The sequence below is a fragment of the Bacillus sp. SIMBA_026 genome, from assembly GCF_046535335.1.
Lineage (GTDB): Bacteria > Bacillota > Bacilli > Bacillales > Bacillaceae > Bacillus > Bacillus velezensis.
The window spans coordinates 1-272 of the sequence record NZ_JAWRWX010000162.1 but is presented as its reverse complement, the minus strand read 5'-3'; the positions used below and the strand labels follow the sequence as shown (position 1 = coordinate 272).

General features: G+C 59.9%; 1 protein-coding gene. It reads right to left on the bottom strand.

The window, feature by feature from the left end; genetic code table 11:
- On the bottom strand, positions 1–272 hold a 272-nt coding region (locus SB847_RS21065; protein ID WP_410578566.1), incomplete at both ends, for an amino acid permease.

The window sequence follows — 272 nt, the reverse complement described above, 5'->3', positions numbered from 1 at the left end:
GGACACCGCGTAGAAGACGCCCACAAACGCAATGACCAGATAGGCGGCGCGCGGGATGGTGCGACGCGGATTCTTTGCCTCCTCGGCGAACACCACCGTGGCTTCAAAACTGGTGAAGCAGGCGAAGGCAAACAGCAGCGAGATGCCCAGGCCCGGGCCTACTATGCTTCCCGCCGTGAACCCTGCGAACGTAAAGATGCCGATACCTTTTTGGGCGATGAGGGAGGCAATCAACGCGGCAACTACCAGGGTTTCGCCAAGAATCAGGACCC